The 23419-nt window shown below is 74.1% G+C and carries 23 protein-coding genes; 11 read left to right on the top strand and 12 right to left on the bottom strand.

What is annotated here, in order from left to right; genetic code table 11:
- Positions 1-17 precede the first annotated feature (17 nt).
- Positions 18-1052 carry a bile acid:sodium symporter family protein gene (locus ABZ854_RS08460; protein ID WP_361206242.1) on the bottom strand — a complete coding sequence of 345 codons (1035 nt, stop codon included), beginning with the start codon at positions 1050-1052 and terminating at the stop codon, positions 18-20.
- Between the two features lie 134 nt (positions 1053-1186).
- Between ABZ854_RS08460 and ABZ854_RS08455 the strand changes: the two genes are divergently transcribed.
- From ABZ854_RS08455 to ABZ854_RS08445, 3 genes are all read left to right on the top strand, one after another.
- Entirely contained in the window at positions 1187-2065 is an 879-nt protein-coding gene (locus tag ABZ854_RS08455) for a LysR substrate-binding domain-containing protein (protein ID WP_361206239.1), read from the top strand.
- Positions 2066-2522: 457 nt separating this feature from the next.
- On the top strand, positions 2523-4346 hold the full coding sequence (locus tag ABZ854_RS08450) for an AMP-dependent synthetase/ligase (RefSeq protein WP_361206237.1): 1824 nt from the start codon (positions 2523-2525) through the stop codon (positions 4344-4346).
- Positions 4347-4453: 107 nt separating this feature from the next.
- Positions 4454-5290 (top strand): aldo/keto reductase, encoded by an 837-nt coding sequence (locus tag ABZ854_RS08445; protein ID WP_361206235.1) that lies wholly within the window; start codon positions 4454-4456, stop codon positions 5288-5290.
- A 190-nt stretch (positions 5291-5480) separates the two neighbouring features.
- On the opposite strand, the gene ABZ854_RS08440 is transcribed toward ABZ854_RS08445, so the two are convergent.
- Positions 5481-6092, bottom strand: coding sequence for a hypothetical protein (locus ABZ854_RS08440; RefSeq protein ID WP_361206232.1), 612 nt, complete (start codon positions 6090-6092; stop codon positions 5481-5483).
- Between the two features lie 209 nt (positions 6093-6301).
- Here ABZ854_RS08440 and ABZ854_RS08435 point away from each other — a divergent pair, with 209 nt between their 5' ends.
- Entirely contained in the window at positions 6302-6997 is a 696-nt protein-coding gene (locus tag ABZ854_RS08435) for a glycoside hydrolase family 75 protein (RefSeq protein WP_361206229.1), read from the top strand.
- Positions 6998-7082: 85 nt separating this feature from the next.
- On the opposite strand, the gene ABZ854_RS08430 is transcribed toward ABZ854_RS08435, so the two are convergent.
- From ABZ854_RS08430 to ABZ854_RS08420, 3 genes are all read right to left on the bottom strand, one after another.
- A complete protein-coding gene (locus tag ABZ854_RS08430) occupies positions 7083-8015 on the bottom strand; it encodes a class I SAM-dependent methyltransferase (RefSeq protein ID WP_361206226.1) in 933 nt (310 codons plus the stop codon).
- Positions 8016-8111: 96 nt separating this feature from the next.
- Positions 8112-8867 (bottom strand): class I SAM-dependent methyltransferase, encoded by a 756-nt coding sequence (locus ABZ854_RS08425; protein ID WP_361206223.1) that lies wholly within the window; start codon positions 8865-8867, stop codon positions 8112-8114.
- A 5-nt stretch (positions 8868-8872) separates the two neighbouring features.
- Entirely contained in the window at positions 8873-9178 is a 306-nt protein-coding gene (locus ABZ854_RS08420; RefSeq protein WP_129305701.1) for a 4a-hydroxytetrahydrobiopterin dehydratase, read from the bottom strand.
- Positions 9179-9334: 156 nt separating this feature from the next.
- Here ABZ854_RS08420 and ABZ854_RS08415 point away from each other — a divergent pair, with 156 nt between their 5' ends.
- Together ABZ854_RS08415 and ABZ854_RS08410 are read left to right on the top strand one after the other, a co-directional pair.
- The gene (locus tag ABZ854_RS08415; protein WP_361206220.1) at positions 9335-10162 is read left to right on the top strand and encodes a helix-turn-helix transcriptional regulator; all 828 of its coding nucleotides are present in this window, start codon (positions 9335-9337) and stop codon (positions 10160-10162) included.
- 85 nt (positions 10163-10247) lie between these two features.
- Entirely contained in the window at positions 10248-11111 is an 864-nt protein-coding gene (locus ABZ854_RS08410) for a helix-turn-helix transcriptional regulator (RefSeq protein WP_361206217.1), read from the top strand.
- A gap of 53 nt (positions 11112-11164) precedes the next feature.
- Here the strand turns inward: ABZ854_RS08410 and ABZ854_RS08405 are convergent, their stop codons facing one another.
- The 3 genes from ABZ854_RS08405 to ABZ854_RS08395 form a co-directional block, all read right to left on the bottom strand.
- A complete protein-coding gene (locus ABZ854_RS08405) occupies positions 11165-11590 on the bottom strand; it encodes an OsmC family protein (RefSeq protein ID WP_129305704.1) in 426 nt (141 codons plus the stop codon).
- A 130-nt stretch (positions 11591-11720) separates the two neighbouring features.
- A complete protein-coding gene (locus ABZ854_RS08400) occupies positions 11721-13856 on the bottom strand; it encodes a phage holin family protein (RefSeq protein WP_361206315.1) in 2136 nt (711 codons plus the stop codon).
- A 172-nt stretch (positions 13857-14028) separates the two neighbouring features.
- Positions 14029-14460 (bottom strand): hypothetical protein, encoded by a 432-nt coding sequence (locus ABZ854_RS08395; protein ID WP_361206213.1) that lies wholly within the window; start codon positions 14458-14460, stop codon positions 14029-14031.
- Between the two features lie 84 nt (positions 14461-14544).
- Here ABZ854_RS08395 and ABZ854_RS08390 point away from each other — a divergent pair, with 84 nt between their 5' ends.
- Both ABZ854_RS08390 and ABZ854_RS08385 read left to right on the top strand, forming a co-directional pair.
- Positions 14545-15318 carry an MBL fold metallo-hydrolase gene (locus ABZ854_RS08390; protein ID WP_361206210.1) on the top strand — a complete coding sequence of 258 codons (774 nt, stop codon included), beginning with the start codon at positions 14545-14547 and terminating at the stop codon, positions 15316-15318.
- Positions 15315-15992 (top strand): VTT domain-containing protein, encoded by a 678-nt coding sequence (locus tag ABZ854_RS08385; protein ID WP_361206207.1) that lies wholly within the window; start codon positions 15315-15317, stop codon positions 15990-15992. The genes ABZ854_RS08390 and ABZ854_RS08385 overlap by 4 nt, the downstream gene beginning before the upstream one ends.
- Here ABZ854_RS08385 and ABZ854_RS08380 read toward each other — a convergent pair.
- The 3 genes from ABZ854_RS08380 to ABZ854_RS08370 all read right to left on the bottom strand — a co-directional run bounded on the left by ABZ854_RS08380 (position 15966) and on the right by ABZ854_RS08370 (position 19755).
- On the bottom strand, positions 15966-17138 hold the full coding sequence (locus ABZ854_RS08380; RefSeq protein WP_361206204.1) for an MBL fold metallo-hydrolase: 1173 nt from the start codon (positions 17136-17138) through the stop codon (positions 15966-15968). The two genes, ABZ854_RS08385 and ABZ854_RS08380, sit on opposite strands and share 27 nt — an antisense overlap.
- Positions 17135-18409 (bottom strand): aminotransferase class I/II-fold pyridoxal phosphate-dependent enzyme, encoded by a 1275-nt coding sequence (locus tag ABZ854_RS08375; protein ID WP_361206201.1) that lies wholly within the window; start codon positions 18407-18409, stop codon positions 17135-17137. Before ABZ854_RS08375 ends, ABZ854_RS08380 begins: the two co-directional genes overlap by 4 nt.
- A gap of 491 nt (positions 18410-18900) precedes the next feature.
- The gene (locus tag ABZ854_RS08370; RefSeq protein WP_361206198.1) at positions 18901-19755 is read right to left on the bottom strand and encodes a hypothetical protein; all 855 of its coding nucleotides are present in this window, start codon (positions 19753-19755) and stop codon (positions 18901-18903) included.
- A 319-nt stretch (positions 19756-20074) separates the two neighbouring features.
- Between ABZ854_RS08370 and ABZ854_RS08365 the strand changes: the two genes are divergently transcribed.
- The 3 genes from ABZ854_RS08365 to ABZ854_RS08355 all read left to right on the top strand — a co-directional run bounded on the left by ABZ854_RS08365 (position 20075) and on the right by ABZ854_RS08355 (position 22977).
- Positions 20075-21874 (top strand): thiamine pyrophosphate-requiring protein, encoded by a 1800-nt coding sequence (locus ABZ854_RS08365; protein ID WP_361206196.1) that lies wholly within the window; start codon positions 20075-20077, stop codon positions 21872-21874.
- Between the two features lie 147 nt (positions 21875-22021).
- Entirely contained in the window at positions 22022-22432 is a 411-nt protein-coding gene (locus ABZ854_RS08360; protein WP_361206193.1) for a DUF2795 domain-containing protein, read from the top strand.
- Between the two features lie 2 nt (positions 22433-22434).
- Entirely contained in the window at positions 22435-22977 is a 543-nt protein-coding gene (locus tag ABZ854_RS08355) for a type 1 glutamine amidotransferase domain-containing protein (RefSeq protein ID WP_361206190.1), read from the top strand.
- Positions 22978-23055: 78 nt separating this feature from the next.
- On the opposite strand, the gene ABZ854_RS08350 is transcribed toward ABZ854_RS08355, so the two are convergent.
- Positions 23056-23304, bottom strand: coding sequence for a DUF6158 family protein (locus tag ABZ854_RS08350; protein ID WP_129305712.1), 249 nt, complete (start codon positions 23302-23304; stop codon positions 23056-23058).
- Between the last annotated feature and the right edge of the window lie 115 nt (positions 23305-23419).

Below are 23419 nucleotides of genomic sequence, written 5' to 3'. Positions count from 1 at the left end.
CGAGCCGCAACCCGGGCTCAGCGCAGGACCCGCTGCCGCGACCGCCCTCCGCCCACCGCACCGGCCGGCTCCCGTGCGGGCTCCTCCGGGTCGCGGGCCCGGCGCTTGGCGATGACCGCGCACACCATCAGCTGCATCTGGTGGAACAGCATCAGCGGCAGCACCGCCAGGGAGGCGTGGGCGCTGAACAGGACGCTCGCCATGGGCAGCCCGGAGGCGAGGGACTTCTTCGACCCGGCGAACTGGATGGCGATGCGGTCCTCGCGGCCGAAGCCGAGCGCCCTGGCGCCGTACCAGGTCAGGGAGAGCATCACGGCGAGCAGGACCGCCTCGACGGCGAGCAGCGCGCCGAGCCGGACCGCGCTGACCTGGTGCCAGATGCCCTGGGCCATGCCCTCGCTGAACGCGGTGTACACGACCAGCAGGATCGAGCCGCGGTCGACCAGCCCGAGGACCTTCTTGTGCCGGGCGACGAAGTCCCCGAGCCAGTGGCGCAGCAGCTGGCCGGCCACGAACGGAACCAGCAGTTGGAGCACGATCTTCACCAGCGAGTCGGCGGAGAACCCGCCGGCGCCGCCGCCGATCAGGCCGGCCGCCAGGAGCGGGGTGAGCACGATGCCGGCGAGGGAGGAGAAGGAACCGGCGCAGATCGCGGCGGGCACGTTGCCGCGCGCGATGGAGGTGAACGCGATCGAGGACTGAATCGTCGAGGGCACCAGGGTCAGGAACAGCAGTCCCTGGTACAGCGGCTGGGTCAGCAGCACCGGCACCAGTCCGCGGGCGGCCAGCCCCAGCACCGGGAAGAGCACGAAGGTGCAGGCCAGGACGGTGATGTGGAGCCGCCAGTGCCGCAGGCCGTCCAGCGCCTCGCGGGTGGAGAGCCGTACGCCGTAGAGGAAGAAGAGCAGCGCGATGGCGGCGGTGGACGCCCCCGAGGCCACGTCGGCGCCGGTCCCCTCGGCGGGGAACAGCGCGGCGAGACCCACCGTCCCGAGCAGCAGCAGGATGTACGGGTCGATCGGGATCCAGCTCGGCAGGCGCAGGCTTCTCACGGTGCTCCGATGGGTCTGGTCTCACGGGCCCGGAAGGCCCCCCTCCATCGTCCTCTCCGGCGAGCCGATCGGGAATCCGGTATACCGCTCTGACTGTCATCGCATACCGTGATGACCGGACATAGGCTTGGGGGGTGTACGACCCCTCGCACCTGCGCACGTTCCTCGCCGTGGCCCAGACCCTCAGCTTCACGCAGGCCGCCCAGCGGCTGGGGCTGCGCCAGTCCACGGTCAGTCAGCACGTGCGCCGACTGGAGGACGCAGCCGGCCGTCCGCTGTTCACCCGGGACACGCACTCCGTGGAGCTGACCGACGACGGCGAGGCCATGCTGGGCTTCGCCCGCCGCATCCTGGAGGTGCACGAGCAGGCGACGGCGTTCTTCACCGGCACCCGGGTGCGGGGCCGGCTGCGGTTCGGTGCCTCCGAGGACTTCGTCCTCACCCGGCTGCCGGAGATCCTGGAGGGCTTCCGGCACGACCATCCCGAGGTCGACCTGGAGCTGACCGTGGAGCTGTCCGGCACCCTGCACGAGCAGCTGGCCGGCGGGAAGCTCGACCTGGTGCTGGCCAAGCGGCGCCCGCAGGACCCGCGCGGCGAGCTGGTCTGGCGGGACGACCTGGTGTGGATCGGCGCGCAGCGCCTGCGCCTGGACCCCGACCGCCCGGTCCCGCTGATCGTGTATCCGCCGCCGGGGATCACCCGTGCCCGCGCCCTGGAGACCCTGGACGGGCAGGGTCGGGCCTGGCGGATCGCCTGCACCAGCGGCAGCCTCAACGGCCTCGTCGCCGCCGCCCGCGCGGGCCTCGGCGTGATGGCCCACTCCCGGCGACTGATCCCGCCGGGTCTGGTCCGGCTGCCTGAGCGGGCGGGGCTGCCGGAGCTGGGCAAGGTCGACTTCGTCCTCGTCCACGGCCCGCGGCGGGGCACCGCCCAGGAGGCGGCGAACGCCCTGGCCGCGGCGATCCTGGCGGGCGGCGACCGACTGCACCGGGACGGAACCGGCCCGCGCTGAGGGCACCCCGGTCGCGCTCCCGGCGCGAAACCGGCCCCCGCCGATCCCGCCCCACCCGCGTCCCCGGCGTGAAACCGGCGGCCCCTGCCGCCCCTGCCACACGCGCTCCCGGCCCGGAGCCGGCCTGCGCCGCCCCCGCCCGCACGCCGTCCCGGCGCGAGCCCGGTCCCCGCCGGCCCCGCCCCGCCCGCCTTCCCCCGTCGTGAATCGGCGGCCCCGTCGGCCGTAATCGGCGCGTACAGATTCGGTGGAGATTACGCTCCCGAAACTTACTGACCCGTCAGTATTGTGTCCGTCCCTTCCCCATGTGCGGGCATTTTCCGGCCACCACCGGGGCGGAACGCACGGTTTGCCCGGCTTCCTTACCCCTCCCGTCCGGCGGGCGGGTGGGGTAGCTTTCACGGCGCTGTGCGGAGCATCACGGGGATGACCTAGGAGCGAGGACCGGGAGCGGGGTTTGCGCGAGTTCACCAACCCTCCGTCGGCGTCTGCGCCGCCCGTGGGCGGTCTGGCCGACACCGTCTTCGAGCGCGCCCAGAACGACCCGCTGCACATCGCCCTGGGCCGCAAGGAGGCCGGACAGTGGCGTGACGTGACCGCCGCGGAGTTCCGCGACGAGGTCCTCGCGCTCGCCAAGGGGCTCCTCGCGCGCGGTGTCCGCTTCGGCGACCGGGTCGCGATCATGTCCCGCACCCGCTACGAGTGGACCCTGTTCGACTACGCGCTGTGGACGATCGGCGCCCAGGTGGTACCGATCTACCCGACCTCCTCGGCCGAGCAGTGCTTCTGGATGCTGTACGACGCCGAGGTGTCGGCGGCGGTCGTGGAGCACGAGGACCACGCGATGACCATCGCCACCGTCATCGGCCGGCTGCCGCAGCTGCGCCAGCTGTGGCAGCTGGACTCGGGCTGCGTGCAGGAGCTGTACGACGCCGGCGCGCACGTGGACGACGAGGTGGTGCACCGACACCGGCAGGCGGTCACCCCGGACTCGACGGCCACGATCATCTACACCTCGGGCACGACCGGCCGCCCCAAGGGCTGCGTCCTCTCCCACGGCAATTTCATGTACGAGGCGGACACGATGGTCCGGCGCTGGGAGCCGGTGTTCCACTCCAAGCGCGACGCCGCGGCCTCCACCCTGCTGTTCCTGCCCCTGGCCCACGTCTTCGGGCGGATGGTCGAGGTCGCGGCGATCCGCGGCGGGGTCCGTTTCGGGCACCAGCCGCAGCTGCACGCGGCGGCGCTGCTGCCGGACCTGGCCGCGTTCCGGCCGACGTTCATCCTGGCGGTGCCGTACATCTTCGAGAAGGTGTTCAACGCGGCCCGGCGGAAGGCGGAGAAGGAGGGGAAGGCGGGGCCGTTCGAGAAGGCGGTCGAGGTCGCGGTGAAGTACGCGGACGCCGTGGAGGCCAAGGCCTGGGGCACCGGGCCGGGCCCGTCGGCGGCGCTGCGCATGCAGCACCAGCTGTTCGACAAGCTGGTGTACACCAAGGTCCGCTCGGCGATGGGCGGACTGATCCGCAACGCGATGTCCGGGGGCTCGGCCATGGACCGCCGGCTGGGACTGTTCTTCGCGGGCGCGGGCGTGCAGATCTACGAGGGCTACGGACTGACCGAGTCGACGGCGGCGGCCACCGCGAACCCGCCCGAGCGCACCCGGTACGGCACGGTCGGCCAGGCCATTCCCGGCGTCACGGTCCACATCGCGGACGACGGGGAGATCTGGCTGCACGGCGACAACGTCTTCCAGGGCTACCTGAACAACCAGAAGGCCACCGACGCGACCCTGCACGACGGCTGGCTCGCCACCGGCGACCTGGGCTCCCTCGACGAGGACGGCTATCTCACGATCACCGGCCGCAAGAAGGAGATCCTGGTCACATCGGGCGGCAAGAGCGTCTCCCCGGGCGTCCTGGAGGAGCGGGTCCGCGACCATCCGCTGGTCAACCAGTGCATCGTGGTCGGCAACGACCGCCCGTACATCGCCGCCCTGGTCACCCTGGACCAGGAGGCCGTGGAGCACTGGCTGCAGATGCGTGGCAAGCCGCGGATGACCCCGGCGCAGCTGGTCAGGGACGCCGATCTGGAGACGGAGGTGCGGCGCGCGGTCGTCGCCGCGAACACGCTCGTCTCCCAGGCCGAGTCGATCCGCACCTTCCGCATCCTGGCCCAGCCGTTCACCGAGGAGCACGGTCTGCTCACGCCGTCGCTGAAGCTGAAGCGCAAGGCGATCGAGAAGGCGTACGAGGGCGAGGTGGAGGCGCTGTACCGCGCCTGACATCCTTGGGCTGACGCTGCGTCAGTGGCCGGAACGGAATGCATTCCGGCAGCCGGTCGTTGACGATGGCAGCACCCAATGTCGACAACCGAAGGATCAACGAGCTCGTGAGCAGCAAGGTCCCCCCGATCATCCTCAACAACGGCGTCGAGATGCCCCAGCTGGGCTTCGGCGTGTGGCAGGTGCCGGACAAGGAGGCCGAGCGGGCCGTCGCCACGGCGCTCGAGGCCGGGTACCGCAGCATCGACACCGCGGCGATCTACCGCAACGAGAAGGGCACCGGCAAGGCCGTCGCCTCGTCGGGCCTGCGCCGTGAGGACGTCTTCGTCACCACGAAGGTCTGGAACAACGAGCAGGGCTACGACGCCACGCTGCGCGCCTTCGACGCGTCGCTGAAGAAGCTGCGCCTGGACTACGTCGACCTGTACCTGATCCACTGGCCGGTGCCGGCCCAGGACACGTACGTCGACACCTACCGGGCGCTGGAGAAGCTGCACGCCGACGGCCGGGCCCGGGCGATCGGCGTGTCCAACTTCCTCACCCCGCATCTGCGCCGGCTGCTCGACGAGACCTCCGTCGTCCCGGCGGTCAACCAGATCGAGCTGCACCCGCACCTGCAGCAGCAGGAGTCGCGCGCGTTCCACGCGGAGCACGGCATCGCCACCGAGGCCTGGTCCCCGCTCGGCCAGGGCAAGGGCCTGCTGGAGGTGCCGGCGGTGGTGGCCGTCGCCCGCAAGCACGAGCGCACCCCGGCGCAGGTCGTGCTGCGCTGGCACCTGCAGCTCGGCAACGTGGTGATCCCCAAGTCCGTGACGCCGTCCCGGATCCGGGAGAACATCGACGTCTTCGACTTCCGGCTGGACGACGAGGATCTCGCGGCGATCGGCGCGCTCGACGAGGCCCGGCGCCTGGGCCCGGACCCGGCCGCGTTCGGGGCGAACTAGGGCCTGTCCGGCGGATCTTCGTGGAGCAGCCCGCGGCGTCTGGTGCGTGCTGTCGGCGTGCGCCCGGATCGCCCTCGTACTGGACGTACTTGGATGATTCGGGCGTGCGGCGAGAGGGCGTGCCAGGCGTCGCGGGCCCACGAAGATCCGCCGGACAGGTCCAAGCCGGTCCGGCCCGTGCCGGTGCGGTTCAGCCGCGCCGCACGTCGGCGTGCAGGACCTCGAACTCCTCCAGGCTCGTCACGCTCACGTGCGCCTTGGCCGTGCCCTCGTGCCGGGCGGACGCCTGTCCGGCGCGGGACGCGGCCAGGGAGTGCGCGTCGGCGAACAGCGTGCCGACCATGCCGCGTCCGCGCTCCCGGTCCAGGAACAGGGCGGCCCGGGCGAGACCGGGCAGCGCTTCCAGCCGGGGCGCGACGGTGCCGCGGAAGGTGTCGGCGAACAGGTCGGCGTCCGCCGGGTCGAACTCGACGCGGGTGAGGCGCAGTCCGCCGCCCAGGGTGGGCCGCCGTACGGCGTGGAAGACGGCGACCTCGTAGTTCTCCACCGCGAGGGTGCCCGCGAAGGGCTCCAGCAGCGCGGGCCGCCGTACGCGCATCACGTCGTCGCTGTTGCGCCGGTCCGCCTCGGAGGTCGACCAGCTGACCGTGAGGAGTTTGCCGAGCTCCCGGTCGGCGAAGACGCCCGCGCCGCGGTACCCCGGACGTTCTTCGAGCAGGTCGTGTCCCTCGCTGTTCAGGGCCCGGACGGCGGTGTCGAGCTTCGCCGGATCGCCGGTCGCGTACACCGTGCGTACGAACATGACGCCTCGCCTCCCGGGGCTGTGACCGTCGGCGGTGCCGGACATGCCGGAGATGCCCGCTGATGCCAGTGTTCCGCCGGGGGCAAAAGCGCGCAATGCGCACGGATTTCCGGGAGTTCGCAACCCTAGGGTTGACGGGGACATGCAGATAGGGCCACCTTGTACGGCACCTGGTAAGGAAAGTTTCCTAATAGAAGGGCTCCCCCACAGTGCGCCTTCGAACACTGACCCTCGCCGCGGCCTCCGGTGCCGCGCTGCTCGCCGCCGGGGTGCTCCCGGCGAACGCCTCCTCCGGCGCCGCGCCCGCCTCCGCGAAGGAGGGCTCCGTCAGCGCCTCCGACCTGCTCGCCAAGGTGCGGTCCTGCTCGCAGATATCGCACGGCAAGTACCGGACCGACGAGGAGACGTCGGCCACGGTCGCCGTGTGCGGCAAGAACGGCGCGGTCTTCTGGAAGGCCGACATGGACATCGACTGCGACGGCCGCCGCACCACCAACTGCAACGAGGACCGCGACCCCTGGTACCAGGACGACACCCGCTTCCACCAGTCCGACGGCCGGCCCCTGTCGGCGGAGGCGCTGCCGTACGTGGTGGTGCCCAGCTCCAGCGGCATCTGGGACTACGCCGGCTCCGGCATCCAGGGCGGCGGTGTCGTCGCGGTGATCTACCAGGGCAGGGTCGAGTACGCCGTCGTCGGCGACACCGGGCCCGAGAAGATCATCGGCGAGGCCTCGTACGCCACCGCCCGGGCCCTCGGCATCGACCCCGACCCGGCCACCGGCGGCGCCGACTCCGGCGTGACGTACATCCTGTTCAAGAACTCCCGGGTCTCCCCCATCGAGAGCCACAGCGCGGCCGCGTCCCTCGGCGACCGGCTGGCCCGGAAGTTCCTCCAGGACAACTGAGCACCGGCGTACGTCCGCGGGGCCGGCCCAGGGGGCGTACGACCAGACGCCGCCGCCGGCCCCGGCGGGCTGCCGGGGCGGGTGGTCACACCGGCCGTACCGCCGTGTGGACCGTGTACGCGCCGAGCACGAAGACGTCCGGTCGACGGTGGACACTCGCCGGGTCGGCGGGATCCAGCAGCCGGTCCAGGGTGGCGCGGTCCTGTGCGTCCAGGTCGCCCGCGAGGCCGTCGCGGACGCGGGCCAGGGACGCGGCGACGTAGGCGCGGGCGCGGTCGGTCGCCGGTGCCGGGAGGTCGAGCAGGAACGTGCGGGTCCGGGTGTGCTTCAGCCCGGCGGAGGCGAGCAGGGCCGGCCAGTCCTCGGTCACCGCGACCGAGCCGGGCAGGTCCGCGCGCATCCGGGCGAACCACTCCTCCTCCAGCGCGTCCACGCGGGCCTGGAGCCCGGGCCGGCCGATGCCGATGTCACGGGGCAGGAAGCGGGTCGGCAGTCCGCCCTCCAGGAGGGCCAGGGTGCCGCCGGGGGCCAGACGGTCGGCGAAGGCGGCGAGCCCGGCCCGCTGGTCGCCGAGGTGGTGCAGGCTGCGGCTGGCCCACAACAGGTCGGCCGGGTAGTCCAGTTCACCGAGCACGTCCGGCAGTTCACCGGCGAGGGTCTCGAAGCGGTCGGCCACGCCCTGCCGGGCGGCACGGGCTCGGGCGCGGTCCAGCAGCGGCTCCGTGCCGTCGACGGCCACGACCCGGGCGCCGGGGAAGGCGTCGGCGAACAGGCAGGAGACGACACCGGGCCCGCTGCCCGCGTCCACGATCAGCCCGGGCTCGGTGACCTCCTGCGCGAGCCAGGCCATGGCCCGCTCGTACACGGGGGCGAACAGCTCCGCCTGCGTCTCCAGCAGCGGACCCATCTCGTTCCAGTCGATGTCGGTGTCGCCACCGCCGTGCCCGTGCCCGTGTCCCTGTCCGTGCCCGTGTCCCTGCTGGTGGGAGTGCTTGCGGTGGTCGTGCTCGTGCGCCATCGGGTCAGCCTCTCTTCCGGGTGCCGCCAGCGTGCGACAGCGCGACCCGGCCGGGCCAGTCACCTTGCCGGTACGGCAAAAGAGAGAGCCCGCCGCTCACGCGCCGGCGGCCTCCGCCTTGCGGTAGGCGCGGACCGTGAACACCGGGTCGGGCCGGGGGCGGTCCTGGTCCGGCAGCCGGGACAGCCGTACGGCGAACTCCTCGGTGCGCGGGTCGCCGGGCGGCAGCACGGTGAACCAGCCGCGCCGCAGGTCGGCGATGGTCTCGCGGGGCGAGCGGCCCTGTCCGACGCCCGGGAAGGAGGCCTGCCCGCACGGGATCAGACCGCACCCGGCGGCGTGCGCGGTGACGCTCGCGGCGGCGTCCCGGGCGGCGCGGCGCGGGCGCGGGGCGAGGACCTCGTCGATGTCGCTGCCCACGTCGTGCGCGGCGGCCTTGTCGACGGTGGTGACGTACACACCGCCGGGCCGCAGCACGCGGGCGCACTCGGCGACGACGGCTCCGACTGCGGCGGCGTCGCCGAGCAGGTGCAGCAGCCAGATGCTGGTGACGGCGTCGAAGGCGGCGCCGGCGAAGGGCAGGCGGCGGCTGTCGGCCAGCAGGACCGCGCCGGGCAGGCGGGCGGCGGACCGGCGTGCCATGCCGGGGGCGAGGTCGGAGCCGGTCACCCGCAGCCCGCGCCGGGCGGCCGCCAGGCGGCGGGTGACGATGCCGGTGCCGCAGGCCACGTCGAGGAGCCGGCCCGGCCGGTCGGGTATCAGGCCGAGGACGGCCTCGGCGGCCACCCGGGCGCGTGGTTCGCCGCCGCGGGAGGCGTCGTAGGCGTCGGCTTCCTTGTCGTAGTCCAGCACATGGGTCAGTGTGCCCCGTGGCCCGGGGCCACGTCCTCCACCCTGCGGGCGAGGGAGAAGTCCTTCTCGGTGACGACGTCGCCCGCGCTGTGCGTGTTCACGCTGAGGGAGACGGTGTTGTAACCGAGGGTCAGGTCGGAGTGGTGGTCCAGCTCGTCCTGGAGGCCGGCGATGTGCATGACCAGGGCCGCCGCCGCGAAGTGCGAGCCGAGCCGGTAGGAACGGGTGAGGCGGTCCCCGTCCACCGACCAGCCGGGCAGTTCGGCGAGCCGGTCCTCGATCTCCTTCTGCGACAGCGGTTCGACAGCCATGTCCTGGTCCCTTCGTGGAGGTCGGCTTCTCGTTCAGCCTGCCACGCCCGGGCCCCGCTCACTCCACCACCGGGCCGTCCGCGCGGCCGCCGGAGGGACCCCGTCCCCCGGTCCGCCGCCCGGCGCGGGCCGGGGGCGTCGACTACGGTCGACCGTATGACCCTTGCCGCGCCCGCAACCGCCCCCGCCGTCCCGCCCGCCGACACGGGTGTCGGTCCGCTGCTGCGGGCCTGGCGGGAGCGGCGGCGGATCTCCCAGCTGGAGCTGGCGCTGCGGGCCGACTCCTCGGCCCGGCACATCAGCTTCATCGAGACGGGCCGGTCGCGGCCGAGCGAGGAGATGGTGCTGCGGCTGGCCGAGCACCTCGACGTACCGGTACGGGAGCGCAACGCCCTGATGCTGGCGGCCGGTTACGCCCCGCACTACCCGGAGACCCCGCTGGACGACCCGGCGCTGGACGCGCTGCGCGACGGCATGGAACGGCTGATCCAGGGCTACGAGCCGTATCCGGCGCTGGTGGTCGACGCCACCTACACGGTGCTGGCCGCGAACCGGGGCATCGCGATGCTGCTGGAGGGCGTGCCGCAGGAGCTGATGACACCGGCACCGAACGCGATGCGGCTGACGCTGCACCCCGAGGGGCTGGCGCCTCGCATCCACAACCTGCGGGAGTGGCGCGGGCATCTGCTGGCGCAGATGGAACGCCAGATCGCCCTGCACCGCTCCGGCCCGCTGCGGGAGTTGTACGAGGAGGTGGCCGGCTATCCGGTGCCCGCGGACGCGCCCGGCGCCGAACCGGACGAGCCGGTGCCGTACTTCGCGCTGCCGCTGCGGATCGAGCACGACGGCCGGATCCTGTCGTTCGTCTCCTCCATCTCCACGTTCAACACCCCCATGGACGTCACGGTCGCCGAGATCGCCATCGAGACGTTCCTGCCCGCGGACCCGGCCACCGCCAAGTACCTGCACACCCTGGCCGGATGAGCCCCGCGCACCGGCCGGCCGCCGCCCGTGTGCAAACGGGCGGCGCGTGACAGACTGCCCGCAGGCGTCGGAGGGAGGGCGTGGCGTGAGTGAGCGGCGGCCCGCGCCCACCGTGGGCCAGGTGGTGCTCGGCAGGAGACTGCAGGAACTGCGCGAGGCCGCGGGGCTGACCCGCGAGGAGGCGGCGGGGGTCCTGCGGGTGGCGGCGGCGACCGTACGGCGGATGGAGACGGCCGAGGTCGCGCTGAAGATCCCGTACGTACAGGTGCTGTTGACCACGTACGGGGTGCCGGGCGAGGAGGCGGACGCGTTCGTGCGGCTCGCCGAGGACGCCAACCTGCCGGGCTGGTGGCAGCGGTTCCACGACGTGCTGCCGGACTGGTTCAGCCTGTACGTCAGCCTGGAGGGCGCCGCCCGCATCATCCGCTCCTACGAGCCGCACTTCGTCCCCGGCCTGCTGCAGACCGAGGCGTACGCGCGGGCCGTGATGACGGCGGGCACGATCGGGCAGACCGGTCCGGAGACGATCGAGCGGCACGTGTCGCTGCGCATGGAACGGCAGCGGCTGCTGGACGGCGACGATCCGCCCCGCCTGTGGGTGATCATGGACGAGACCGTGCTGCTGCGGCCGGTGAGCGAGCGCCCCGAGGTGCTGCGGGACCAGCTGGACCGGCTGCTGGAGTACGCCGAGCGGGACCGGGTCACCCTGCAGATCGCCGAGTTCGCGGCCGGCCCGCACCCGGGGACGTACGCCCCCTTCACGCTGTTCCGGTTCGCCGAGGCGGAGTTGCCGGACATGGTGTTCACCGAGTACCTGACCGGCGCCCTGTACCTGGACTCCCGCCGGGAGGTCGCGGCGCACCTGGAGGTGCTGGACCACATGACGGCGCGGGCCGCGTCGGCGCAGCGCACCAAGAAGCTGCTGCGGGAGTTCCGCGAGCGCCTGTAGCAGCGGTGCCGCGCTCCGCTCGCGGGAACGCGGCACCGCAGGGCCTAAGACGGTCAGGCCAGCTCGGCCGTCAGCGTGATGGTGGTGCCGGTCAGGGCCTGGCTGACCGGGCAGTTCTTCTTGGCGTCCTCGGCGGCGGCCTGGAAGCCCTGCTCATCGACCCCGGGCACGGTGCCGCGGACGCTGAGGTGGATGCCGGTGATGCCCTCGCCCGGCTGGAAGGTCACGTCGGCCTTGGTCTCCAGGCTGGTGGGCGGGGTGCCGGCGCCGGCCAGGGCGTGCGAGAGGGCCATGGAGAAGCAGCTGGAGTGGGCGGCGGCGATGAGCTCCTCGGGGCTGGTCCTGCCGTTCGCCTGCTCGGCGCGCGACGGCCACGACACGGGCTGCTGGCCGATGCCGGAGGAGTCGAAGGTGACGACGCCGCTGCCCTTGAGCAGGTCGCCCTCCCAGACGGTGTGTGCGGTGCGCGTGGTGGCCACGGTGGTTCCTTTCGCGTGCGGTCGCGTGGACGGCGTGCCCGCGGCCCTGCACAGGGCGCGGGGTGAGTGCCGTACCCCCCATCCGATCACATCCGGCGGCGCCGCACCGGGAACACCGGCGCGCGGTTGGTCACGCGGCGCGGTCCGGTTCCGCCTCGGCGTCCGCCGGCTCCAGCGGGACCTGCGGTCCGTTCAACTCGCCGAGCCAGCGGCGCAGTACGTGGTGCACCTGTTCGGCGCCGGCCGGTTCCCGGCCGTCGGCGGCGGGCGCGGACAGGGTGAGCGGGGAGAGCAGGAAGGGGCGGGACTGGGGGCCGCCGAGGCCACCGTGGGAGCCGATCTGCTCCTCGAAGGCGAGGACTTCGCCGTCGGCGGGGTCGTGGAAGGAGTTGACCATGATGTCGGCGGTGTGCGGGAAGGAGTGGGTGCGGCGCACGGCGTCGGCGGCGCCGGGCCCGAACCCGGCCAGCGGTCCGGGCTCCTCGTCGAGCCGGGCCAGCGGGATCTCGGCGCCGAAGGGGCCGAGGACGACGCCGTCGTGCTCCTCGCTGCGCACCAGCAGGAAGCCGACGCCGGGATGGTTTGCGAGGGTGGTGAGCAGGGCGGGGTGGCGGGCGTCGATCTCCTCCTTGGTCATGCGGTGGCCGACGTCCGGGAAGGAGACCAGGCCGAGGTTGCCGGAGGCGAGGACGAGCGGCTCCGGCCGGTGGGCGGTGCGGTGGCGGGCCGCGTCCTGCTGCTCGGGCCGGCGCAGGGCCGCCCGGACGGCCGCGCGGGCCTCGGCGCCGCTGCGGGTGTGTTCGGCCTTGCGCGGGACGGGCAGCCCGCAGCCGGCGCGGACGAGGTCGTCGAGGGTGAGGCCGTAGCGGGCGTGGAAGGTCTCGCCGGGGCTCTGGCCGTGGTCGGAGAGCACGACGATCCGGTACGGGCGCGGGGCGTGGTCGGCGACCTTCTCGATGAGGGCGAGACAGCGGTCGAGGCGGCGCAGCACCTGTTCGGCGTCGCGGCTGCGCGGCCCGGAGTGGTGGGCTACTTCGTCGTAGGCGACGAGGTCGGCGTAGACGGCGGTGCGGCCGGCGAGCAGGTCGCCCATGACGGCGGCGACCACGACGTCACGTTCGACGACGGTGGCGAAGGCGCGGACGAGCGGGTAGAGGCCGCCGCGGCTCACGCGGGGCCGCTGTCCGCGCAGGCGGGCGCGGGTGGCCTGGCCGGTCTCGCGGAGGACCTCGGCGACGAAGGACAGGGCGGTGCGCACGGCGTTGGCGGGGTCGGAGAAGTAGGCGAAGTATCCGGCCCGGCTGCGGTTCCCGCGGCCGCGGCGGCGGGTGGCGATGGACAGGACGAGGGCCTGTTCCCCGGCGCCGCCGCTGAACAGGTTGCCGCGGCTGGCGCCGTCGACGGTGAGCAGTCCGCCGTCGCCCGTGTACCGGACGGCGCGGCGCTGGAGTTCGGCGGCGCTGGTGGGCCGGTTGCAGACCATCACCTCGCCGCGGTCCTTCTCGTACCACCGGAATGCGGGCACGTCGAAGGTGCTGCCGTGCAGGATGCCGAGCTGGCTGGCGCCCGTCTGGCTGGACCAGTCGGTGCGCCAGGGGGTGAGGCGGTGGGTGGAGCGCGGGGTTGGGGTGGGGCCGGTGGACTGCATACGATCATCCGCGGATCGCATACCGTCGCCGGTCGACAGCCAGCGGGCGACGGTCGGCATCAGGCCCTTGGCGACGGCGTCCACGAGGACGTCGTGGCCCACCCCGTCCAGCTGGACGCACACCAGGCCGGGGGCGTCCGGGCACGGCGGCCGGGATCTGCGGCGCCGGTCGGCGAGCCGGGACAGCCGGCTGCGGTAGGCGTCGTCGTCGCGTACGGCGAGGGCGCCGCCGGTGGCCGAGGCGACCGCGGACATCACGGCGGCCACGATGACGGCGGTCTCCGGGGCGGCCTCGCTCTGCCCGGAGGGGTTGAGGCGCAGGGCGAGCAGCAGCAGGGAGCCGTTGAGGAAGAAGACCAGCAGGCCGATGACGAGGGCGGGGACGAGCAGCAGCAGCCGTACCAGCAGCGGCCAGACGACGGCGGACAGCACGCCGAAGGCGCCGGCGCCGCAGGCCGCGGTGACGGCGATACGGGTGGCGCTGTCGCCGTCGGCGGACTGGAGCCGGAAGTCCGGCAGGAGTCCGGCGAGCGCCAGCATGGTGACGGTGGAGACCGCCCACACGACGGCGCTCCGCCCGATCCGGCCGGCGACCCACCGCCACCGCACACCCCACACGCCCTGTCTCACGTCCTCCCCGGCCACCTGGTCCCGCTCCCCACCCTGCCACACGCCCCGGCGCGGCCCGGTACAGGTGCGATACGGGCCGGGGGCCGCCGGCTACCGGCTACCGGCTACCGGCTACCGGCTACCGGCTACCGGCTACCGGCTACCGGCTACCGGCTACCGGCTACCGGCCGTCGTATCCGGCCGTCGGCATCGAGAGTCTGCGGTGCACGCGAGCCTTCATCTGGGCGTCGTAGGAGGGTTCGGCCCGGCCGACCGTCTCGACCCGCACGCCGCGCCGCGCGCACTCGGCGGTGAACTCCTCCACCGAGGACAGCGCGCGCTCCAGTACTCGCAGGCTGGGGGCCACGAACACGTCGACGCCGGGCCGGACGCCGTCCCACAGGGCGCAGTGGTCGTAGCGCAGTCCACCGACGAGGAGTTCCCGGGCGACCACGTATCCGCGTTCGGCGGCCCAGCGGGCGCACATCGCGTGCTGGCTGCGGGAGTCCACCAGGAAGGGGTCGGCCTCCAGTTCCTCCAGTGGTGTCAGGCTCGCGATGGCGGTCACCCGCACCGGCGCGCGCCCGCCGGAGGCACCCCGCAGCTGTCCCATGGCGTCCCCCTCACCTCCGGGTTTCGCCGCCGACCCTACTCCTGCCCGTAGGCTTCGGGGAGTCGCGCGAAGGGGGCGGAGAGGGTGTCGGTGGAGATCACCTGGTGGGGTCACGCCACGTGCACGGTGGAGGATTCGAACACACGGGTGCTCACCGACCCGTTGTTCGCGCGCCGGCTGGCGCATCTGCGCCGGCGCCGGGGTGCGCCGCCGCCGGCGGAGGCCCGCCGCGCGGATCTGGTGCTGGTCTCCCACCTGCACGCCGATCATCTGCATGTGCCGTCGCTGGCCTCTCTGGCCCCGGGCACGCTCCTGCTCGTGCCCCGGGGCGCACGACGGGCGGTGCCCGGGCTGCGCCGGCTCCGGCACCTGCGGGTCACCGAGGTCGCTCCGGGGGACGCGGTGCGGGCCGGTGATCTGCGGGCGCGGGTGGTGCCGGCCCGGCACGACGGGCGGCGGCTGCCGGTGGGCCCGCATCGCTGCCCCGCGCTGGGGTACGTCGTGGAGGGCGAGGCGCGGACCTATTTCGCCGGGGACACGGGCCTGTTCGCGTCGATGGCGGAGGAGGTCGGGCCGGTGGAGGTGGCACTGCTGCCGGTGGGCGGCTGGGGCCCGCACCTCGGGGAGGGGCATCTGGACGCGGGGCGGGCGGCGCAGGCGCTGGCCCGGCTGGCGCCGCGCGCCGCGGTGCCGGTGCACTACGGCACGTACTGGCCGATCGGCATGGACGGGGTGCGCCCGCACGAGTTCCACGCGCCGGGCGACGAGTTCGTGCGCCTGGCGGCGGCGGCCGCGCCTGGGGTGGACGTGCACAAGCTGGGGCACGGCGAGGGCGTGCGGCTGGAGGTCGCGCGGTGACGTGGCTGTCGTCCGCGACGGCGTTCGCCGCGGCGACGACGTCGACACTGCGGCCGGAGTACGCGCAGCCGGCGATCGGCTATCCGACGCTTTTCCTGCTGGTGCTGGCCGGTGCGCTGGTGCCGGTGGTGCCGACGGGGGCACTGGTGAGTTCGGCGGCGGTGGTGGCGTTCCACCGGACGGCGACGCTGCCGTACTCGCTGGCGCTGGTGCTCGTGACGGCGGCGCTCGGGGCGTTCCTGGGGGACGCGGCGCTGTACTGGCTGGGCCGGCGCGGGCTGCGGTCGAAGAACGGTTCGCGCTGGCTGGAGGCGATCCGGTCGCGGGCGCCGGAGGAGCGGCTGGCGCAGGCGCGGGAGAAGCTGGGCGAGCACGGGGTGGCCGTGCTGGTGCTGTCCCGGCTGGTCCCCGCGGGCCGGCTGCCGGTGATGCTGGCGTGTCTGCTGGCGGAGTGGCCGCTGCGGAGGTTCAGCCGGGGCAACGTGCTCGCGTGTGTGGCGTGGGCGGTCACGTATCAGGTGATCGGGATACTGGGCGGGTCGTTGTTCGAGGAGCCCTGGGAAGGGGTGGTCGTGGCGGTCGCCCTCACCGTCGTGGTGAGTGTGGCCCCCGGTGTGTGGCGGCGGCTGCGGGGGCTCACCGGCGGGCTACGGCGTCCCGGCCAGGACGCGTGACGCGCCGACCGGCAGGTCCCACAGGTCGTCCCGGTCCAGTCCCGCCCGCTCCCAGGCGGCCCGCACCCGGGTGAGCGGTTCGAGGACGGGCTCGGCCGAGAGCACGAAGGTGCCCCAGTGCATGGGGGCCATGGCGCGGGCGCCGAGGTCGAGGGTGGCCCGGACTGCTTCCTCCGGGTCGCAGTGGACGTCCCTCAGCCACCAGCGGGGGTCGTAGGCGCCGATGGGCATGAGGGTGAGGTCGATGCCGGGGTAGCGGCGGCCGATGCGGGCGAACCAGTGGCCGTAGCCGGTGTCGCCGGCGAAGTGCACGCGGCGGCCGTCTGGGGCGGTCAGGATCCAGCCGCCCCACAGGCTGTGGCAGGTGTCGGTGAGGGTGCGCTTGGACCAGTGGTGCGCCGGCACGAAGTCGAAGCGGGTACCGGAGAGTTCGGACGCCTCCCACCAGTCCAGCTCGGTGATCCGGGTGAACTTCCGGCGCCGGAACCAGCGGCCGAGGCCGGCCGGCACGAACACCGGGGTGTCGCGGGGCAGTCGGCGCAGGGTGGGGGCGTCGAGGTGGTCGTAGTGGTTGTGGCTGATGACGACGGCGTCGACGGGCGGCAGGTCGTGCCAGGCGACGCCGACGGGGGTGATGCGGGCGGGGGTGCCGAGGATACGGCGGGACCATACGGGGTCGGTGAGGACGGTGAGCCCCCCGATCCGGATGATCCAACTGGCGTGCCCGGCCCAGGTGACGGCGAGGGTGCGGGCGCCGGAGCGGGGCAGCGGGGCGGGTTCGTACGGCAGTCGCGGGATGTCGGCGAGGCCGTCGGCGCGGGGCCGTACAGCGCCTTCGCGGGCGAAGCGGGCGAGGGCCTTCAGTCCGGGCAGGGGTGCGGTGAGCCGGTCGTGGAACGTGCGCGGCCACACGCGGTGTTCACCCGGCGGGCGGGGTTCGGCCAGGGGCGGGGCGACGGGGGCGGGGGGCGCCGGAGCGGAGGGTGCCGGGGCGAGGGGTGCGGGCGCGGACGGGCCGGCGGCCGGTCTCGCCGCCCCGGCCGTGCGGGGCTCCGTGGAGGTGGCCGGTGTGGCGGACGGCGCGGCGGATGGCGTGGACGGGCCGGGCGGTCGGGTCGGGCGCGGCGGTCGGGTCTGCTGCGTCATCGAGGAGGCTCCCATCGCTGAGCGTCGTCGCGGAGGTCTTCGAACACGGACCTCAAGGAGATCAACGCGCGTTGCACGTGTGGCAGTTCCCGCGGTGAGGGTGACGTGAGGCTTGCGGCGCGTTCCTCGTCCGTGCCGCCCAGCAGCCCGGCGGTGCCGAGCCGGACGCGCAGGGCGCCGAGGTCGTCGCCGAAGCGGTGGCCGCCGGGTATGGGCCGGCCGAGCCGGACGGCGAGCAGGTCCTCCAGTTCCTGTGCGTCGCCGACGCCCTGTGCGGCGAGTGGTTCGCGCAGCGGGTCGAGGTCGGCGTACAGGTGGCGGCCGGCCTGCGGGGGCCGGGCGAGGGCGCCGCCGGCGACGACCGCCTCGTGTGCGGCGGCGGCCACGCGCGCGTGCAGGCGTACGGCGGCGGCGCGGCGCTCGGTGACGGGTTCCGGTTCGTCGAGGGCGTACCCGGCGGCGGTGGCGACGGGGCCGGCCACACGTGCGCCGAGCGCGGTGAGCACGTCGAGCACGCGCGCGTGGAGCGCGGCGCCCGCGGCTCCGTCGGGGAAGCGGGCGACGGCGGCGGGCCAGCCGGCGGGGAGCAGCGAGCCGGCCAGGTCGGTGACGACGGTGACCCGGTCGGGGAGCATCTCGGCGGGGCTGAGCAGCACCGTCTCGTGGGGGGCGTGGACGGTGTCGCGCCAGGTCTCGTCGCTGACCAGGTGCAGTCCCTCGGCAGCGGCCGCCTCGACGGTCTCGTGGAGGAGTTCGGGCGGGGCGACGGTGGCGGTGGGGTCGTCGGCGACGGACAGCACCAGCAGGCGCGGGTCGCCGCCCTCGGCGCGGACGCGGCGGACGGTCTCCAGGAGGGCGTAGGGGTCGGGGACGCCGCCGCTCTCGGCGGGCGTCGGCACGTGGAACACGGGTCTGCCGAGGAGGCGGGCGTACGGCGCCCACCATGCGGCGCACGGGCGGGGCACCAGGACGTCGCCGCCCTGGCCGTTCTCTCCCCGGTCGCCGCCGAGTGCGGCGGTGAGCGCGAGCAGCAGGGCGGGGGCACCGGGGCCGGCGGTCACCCGGTCGGGGACGCAGGGCAGGCCGCGGCGGGTCCAGTAGCCGCAGGCCGCTTCGAGGAGGGCGGGGGCGCCACCGACCGGCTGGGCGTCGGCGCGGCCCGCCGTGGCGGCGAGGACGGCGGCGAGTTCGGGGAGGACCGGCAGGCCGTCGTCGGGGAGGGGAGGCCCGAAGCGGACGGGGCCGTGGCCTACGGGATCCGTCCGCCGCATGTCCGCCTCCGCCCGGTCCGTGCCCGCCGTCCGCTGTCCTGTCGCGCGCTGTCGTGTCGCGCCCTGTCGTGCTGCGCCCGGCCTCTCGCGTGCTGTCCTGTCGCGCCCTGTTTCCGGCGCCCGTGCGCCGGCGCCGTCCTGCCGGGGTGCGGCCGCCGCCCGCGTGGGCCGTGCCGCCCGGCTCCGTTCGCCGGGCCGGCCGTCGGCCCCGTCCTGGTCACCGTCGGCCCCGTGCCGTCGGCTGGCCTGCTGCCCGCGCCCCGGTCACCGTCACCGTCGCCCCCGTCCTGGCCGCCCGTCGCTCCGTCCTGCCGCCGGCGCCGCTCCCCCGCCCGACTGCCGTGGCGGGGCCCGGCGGGCGGGTGCGGTCGTGGTGTCCAACCGTGCGGCTGGTGCGCGCGTGGCCGCTGTCGCCGTCCTGGGCTTGTGTGTACCCGCCCGGCGGCGGTCCATGGCCGGGGACGCCGATCGGGCCGTGCACCGGGCCCGGCTCAGGCGTCCTCCCGGCGCCGGGGCCGGTGCAGCCGGTGGGCGGCGGCCCCGCAGGCGGCGGCGATCAGGGCCGCTCCGGCGGCCAGCGCCGGCACCGAGTCGTCGAAGGTGCCGCCCTGCCCGGCCGCGACGCCGTGCTGCACGGTGGGCGGCGGGCACCCGGCGGCGCCGTCGTCGCCCTCGTGGGAGCCGGGGCAGGTACGGCCGCCGGTGCAGAGCGACGGGCCGTGAGCCTGTCCACAGTCCCGGCCGCCTCCGTCACAGGCCGGCCCTGTGTCCGCGGCCGGCCCGGTGTCCGCCGCCGGTCCCGGGCACTGACCGGGCTCCTCGCACGGCTGGCCCGGCCGGCAGGGTGTGTCCTGGCTCGTCTGGCCGCAGTCCCGTCCGGCGGTGCAGGGGCCGGTCCCCTGGACGTCGTCCGGGGCGTCGTCCGGGCCGTCGGGACGGGTGACGGAGTAGCTCGCGCTCCAGGGGCTGCCCTTGCCGCCCGAGGCCCCCGGGCAGGCTCCGTCGACGGTCCAGGCCGCGTCCGGGCCGGTGCCCGCCGGGTCCCCCTCGGCCTGCTCACCGGCGGTGATCCGGGCGGTGCCCCGGTAGGCGGGGCCGCCGTCCTCGCCGGTGACCCGCTGGAGCCGAACGGTGCCGTCCTCGAAGGCCCGGGAGGTGGCGTCGAGGGTGTCGGGTACGGTGCCGCCGACCTTGTCGCAGGTCACGGACACGGTGACGGTGCCGCCGGGCCGGACGGTGTCCGGGCTGGTCTCGGCGGCGGGGTCCGCGGTCGCGGCGGGCCCGGCCATGGCGAGCGCGGCGCCGGCCAGGGCGGCGACGGACAGGGCTCGGAAGGTGCGGCGCATGGGGCGGGCTCCTCGGACGGCGGGACGGCGACGGCGGTTACGGCGGGCCGAAGGTGGGTGGCTGCCGGGTGCCGGTACGGCCATACGGCTGCCGTGGGGCACGGGGGTGTGCCCTCGCTGCCATCACAGCCCGCCGCGCGGCGCGCCGCGCGCGGCCGGACCCCATTCGCGGGACACGAACGGCCGAGCGGGTGACACCGGCCGCCAGCACGCGCGGAGCGACCGGCGGGGGCGGGTCAGGTTTTCCCTCTCCCCCACCGGTGACTCGGTAACTGCTGACCGGATCGTCGTTCCCCGTACTGGACCGGGAGGTCCCTACATGAGCACCAAGGTGTCCGACCACATTCTCGAGCGGCTGCGCGACTGGGGTGTGGAGCAGGTCTTCAGCTACCCCGGCGACGGCATCAACGGGCTGCTCGCCGCCTGGGGCCGGGCCGAGGACCAGCCGCGTTTCATCCAGGCCCGGCACGAGGAGATGGCCGCGTTCGAGGCGGTCGGCTACGCCAAGTTCAGCGGGCGGCTGGGCGTGTGCGTGGCGACCTCGGGGCCCGGCGCCGTCCACCTGCTCAACGGTCTGTACGACGCGAAGCTGGACCACGTTCCGGTGCTGGCCATCGTCGGCCAGACGAACCGGACCGCGATGGGCGGCTCCTACCAGCAGGAGATCGACCTGCACACGCTGTTCAAGGACGTCGCCTCCGACTTCCTGGAGACGGTGACCGTGCCGGAGCAGCTGCCGAACGTCATCGACCGGGCGATCCGCACCGCGTACGCCCGCCGTGCCCCCACCGCGATCATCGTGCCGGCGGACGTGCAGCAGCTGGACTACTCGCCCCCGACGCACGACTTCAAGATGGTGCCGTCCAGCCTCGGCATGTCCGACTACACGGCGACCCCGACGGACGAGGCGTTGCAGCGGGCCGCCGAGGTGCTGAACGCCGGTGACAAGCCGGCGATCCTGATCGGGCAGGGCGCGGCCGGGGCCGTGGCCGAGGTCCAGGAGATCGCCGAGATGCTGGGCGCGGGCGTCGCCAAGGCGCTGCTCGGCAAGGACGTGCTGAGCGACGAACTGCCGTACGTCACCGGGCCGATCGGGCTGCTGGGCAGCCGGCCGTCGTACGAGATGATGCGGGACTGCGACACGCTGCTGACCATCGGTTCGTCGTTCCCGTACACGCAGTTCATGCCGGAGTTCGGCAAGGCGCGCGGGGTGCAGATCGACATCGACCCGCACATGGTCGGCATGCGGTACCCGTACGAGGTGAACCTGGTCGGCGACGCGAAGGCGACGCTGCGCCGGCTGATCCCGCTGCTGGAACGGGACCGCGGCGGACGCGAGTGGCGCGACACGGTGTGCGCGAACGTCGAGCGCTGGCACCAGACGATGGACCGGCGGGCCGGTCTCGCGGCCGATCCGGTCAACCCGGAGTACGTGGCCCGGGCCCTGGACCCGCTGCTGCCGGACAACGCGATCCTCACCTCGGACTCGGGGTCGGTCGCCAACTGGTATGCGCGGCACATCACGATGCGGCCGGGCATGCTCGGTTCGCTGTCCGGCACGCTGGCGACGATGGGCCCCGGGGTGCCGTACGCCATCGGTGCGAAGTTCGCGCACCCGGACCGGCCGGTGATCGCACTGGTCGGCGACGGCGCGATGCAGATGAACGGGCTGGCGGAGATGATCACGGCGGCGAAGTACCGGGACCGCTGGTCGGATCCGCGGCTGGTGGTGGGCGTGTGGAACAACCAGGACCTGAACCAGGTGACGTGGGAGATGCGCGCCATGGAGGGCGCCCCGCAGTTCCTTCCGTCGCAGTCGATCCCGGACGTGCAGTACGCGGCGTTCGCCCGGTCGCTGGGGCTGACCGGGATCCGGGTGGAGAAGCAGGAGGACGTCGAGTCGGCCTGGCGGGCGGCGCTGGACGCGGACGGGCCCGCGCTGGTCGAGTTCCTCACCGACCCCGCGGTGCCGCCGATCCCGCCGCACGCCTCCTGGGAGCAGATGGAGGCGACGGCCGCGTCCATCCTCAAGGGCGACAGCGACCGCGGATCCATGATCAGGCAGGGGCTGAAGGCCAAGGTGCAGGAGTTCCTGCCGGGCCGGGACAAGGAGGAGTGACACGGCCGGTTTCCGGTCGCGGATCGGGTCGCCGTATCCGGGACGTCGTATCCGGTGTCGGCCGGCAGGCCGCCGGGTACGCGGGGCGGACCGCGACTCCGACCCCCGACCCCCGACCCCCGACCTTCGACCCTCTGGAGGCATGACATGCAGCGAGGCAGTGACCGGCTGAACGTCCACCGGGACGACGAGATGAAGCACGAGCTGCAGGGCCTGCTCCGGTCCGGCCATCCGACCCGCGCCGAGGAGTGGCACGACCCCGAGCCCGCCGCCGACGACGACCCGGAGGTGTGGAGCGGGCCGGTGGGCGGTCTGGGCTCCCCGGCGTCGCTGGAGCGGGTACGGCTGGCCCTGGCCCGGTGCCTGGGCCGGCACGCCTTCCCGGCCAAGGCGGGCGAGCTGGCCCGGGCGCTGCGCCGGGGCAACGCGCCCGGCGGGCTGATCGACGCGGTCGCCGCCCTGCCCCGCGGGCAGCACTACGGCACCGTCCACGAGCTGGCCGAGGCGCTGGTGGCCGGCGGCACGACCGGCGCGGAAGCCGGCGGGAAAGGGGAATGAGCATGCGGATCGCGTTTCTGGTGGCGCCCGAGGGCGTCGAGCAGGTCGAGCTGACCGAGCCGTGGAAGGCGGCGTCGGACGCCGGGCACGAGACGGTGCTGGTGTCGACGGACTCCGGTGAGGTGCAGGCCTTCGACCACCTGGACAAGGCGGACACGTTCCCCGTGGACGAGGTGGTGGGCGACACGTCCGCCGACTCGTTCGGGGCACTGGTGCTGCCGGGCGGGGTGGCCAACCCCGACTTCCTGCGGATGGACGACAAGGCCGTCGCGTTCGTGAAGGGCTTCTTCGAGCGGGGCCGTCCCGTCGCCGCGATCTGCCACGCGCCGTGGACGCTGGTGGAGGCGGACGTCGTACGCGGCCGGGAGCTGACCTCGTGGCCCAGCCTGCGGACGGACATCCGCAACGCGGGCGGGACGTGGGTGGACGAGCAGGTGAAGATCTGCGACCACGGACCCAATCTGCTGATCACGAGCCGCAAGCCGGACGACCTCAAGGCGTTCTGCGACGCGTTCCTGCACGTGTTCGCCGGGGAGCCGGGCTGACGGAGCCGAGTCCCTCTTCGGGGTCGGCCCGCATCGTGCGGGCCGACCCCGACGCCGTGCGGCGCACGAAGCGGTCGCTCAGGTACCCGGAGCCGCCGCCTCGCCGCAGCGGCGCTCGCGGGCGCCCTCGCGGGTGCGGCCCGCGCTGACCAGGCGGCGCGGGTTGCGGCGCAGGTACTCGCCCTCCAGCTGCGCCATGCGCTCGTTGTGGGCCCGCAGCGCGTCGTTGGAGCCGTACAGGAGGGTGTCGTGGCGCGTGCGGTGGATCGTCTCCAGCTCTTTCATGAGCTGCTGGTCGTCCAGCCTGCTGGGGTCGACTCCGGTCATGGTGGTGCCCCGCTCGTCGTGGTCGTGGAGCTCGCGTTCCTGAATCCACTGTACGAACAACCGGGCGCGCGGGCCTCCGCATGCGCCGGCACCTGAGTGGACCCGGCCGGTGCCC

This window comes from Streptomyces sp. NPDC047028 (assembly GCF_040644095.1).
GTDB lineage: Bacteria > Actinomycetota > Actinomycetes > Streptomycetales > Streptomycetaceae > Streptomyces.
The sequence above is the reverse complement of the archived record's forward strand: the minus strand, read 5'-3'. Positions and strand labels throughout refer to the sequence as shown.

Coding starts and splice junctions, on each gene's coding strand:
- ABZ854_RS08375 (WP_361206201.1), bottom strand. CDS start 18,409: ATGCGGCGGACGGATCCCGTAGGCCACGGCCCCGTCCGCTTCGGGCCT.
- ABZ854_RS08355 (WP_361206190.1), top strand. CDS start 22,435: ATGCGGATCGCGTTTCTGGTGGCGCCCGAGGGCGTCGAGCAGGTCGAG.
- ABZ854_RS08360 (WP_361206193.1), top strand. CDS start 22,022: ATGCAGCGAGGCAGTGACCGGCTGAACGTCCACCGGGACGACGAGATG.
- ABZ854_RS08440 (WP_361206232.1), bottom strand. CDS start 6,092: ATGTTCGTACGCACGGTGTACGCGACCGGCGATCCGGCGAAGCTCGAC.
- ABZ854_RS08415 (WP_361206220.1), top strand. CDS start 9,335: ATGACCCTTGCCGCGCCCGCAACCGCCCCCGCCGTCCCGCCCGCCGAC.
- ABZ854_RS08430 (WP_361206226.1), bottom strand. CDS start 8,015: ATGGCGCACGAGCACGACCACCGCAAGCACTCCCACCAGCAGGGACAC.
- ABZ854_RS08395 (WP_361206213.1), bottom strand. CDS start 14,460: ATGGGACAGCTGCGGGGTGCCTCCGGCGGGCGCGCGCCGGTGCGGGTG.
- ABZ854_RS08370 (WP_361206198.1), bottom strand. CDS start 19,755: ATGCGCCGCACCTTCCGAGCCCTGTCCGTCGCCGCCCTGGCCGGCGCC.
- ABZ854_RS08420 (WP_129305701.1), bottom strand. CDS start 9,178: ATGGCTGTCGAACCGCTGTCGCAGAAGGAGATCGAGGACCGGCTCGCC.
- ABZ854_RS08365 (WP_361206196.1), top strand. CDS start 20,075: ATGAGCACCAAGGTGTCCGACCACATTCTCGAGCGGCTGCGCGACTGG.
- ABZ854_RS08380 (WP_361206204.1), bottom strand. CDS start 17,138: ATGACGCAGCAGACCCGACCGCCGCGCCCGACCCGACCGCCCGGCCCG.
- ABZ854_RS08350 (WP_129305712.1), bottom strand. CDS start 23,304: ATGACCGGAGTCGACCCCAGCAGGCTGGACGACCAGCAGCTCATGAAA.